Origin of the sequence: Lentzea albidocapillata (assembly GCF_000719115.1) — a bacterium.
Classification (GTDB): Bacteria; Actinomycetota; Actinomycetes; order Mycobacteriales; family Pseudonocardiaceae; genus Lentzea; species Lentzea albidocapillata.
The window spans coordinates 1-603 of record NZ_JOEA01000078.1; the positions used below are offsets into that span (position 1 = coordinate 1).

Genomic DNA, 603 nt, shown 5'->3' on the forward strand with positions numbered 1-603 from the left:
AGCTGAAAGGACCTGAGATGAACACCGCCACGAAGGTGACCGCCTACGCGGGCGTGCTGGCGATCGTCTTCGGCGGCGCCTGGGCTGCCGGCGCCGCTGTCGGCCCGTTCGGCGGCGACGCGAGCACGCCGGCCGCGATGGACCACGGCGCCGCGCAGCCCACCTCCGGCAACACCGGCGCCAAGCTGCCGCCCGGTCTGTCCGTCGCGGACAACGGCTACGTGCTGAAGCCGTTGCGGACCACCGCGACGGCCGGCGAGCAGCAGCCGTTCCAGTTCACGATCGGCACCGCCGACGGTGGCACAGTCACGAAGTTCGACGTGGAGCACGAGAAGCGGCTGCACCTCGTGCTGGTGCGCCGGGACGGTTCCGGTTTCCAGCACGTGCACCCGGAGATGGCCGCGGACGGAACGTGGTCGGTGCCGCTGACCCTGCCCGCCGCCGGCAGCTACCGGATCTTCGCCGACTTCCGCTCGGCACGGACATCCAGGTCGCCGGCGGCTACGAACCGAAGCAGTACGACACCGACGCACGTGAGTTCACAGTGGACGGTTACACGGTCCGCCTCGACGGGGAACTCAAGCCCGGCGCGGAATCCATGGT

General features: G+C 70.1%; 1 pseudogene. It reads left to right on the plus strand.

From position 1 onward, the window contains the following. Positions 1–17: 17 nt before the first annotated feature. Positions 18–603: pseudogene (locus tag IG04_RS43550) on the plus strand (hypothetical protein); the annotation flags it as partial.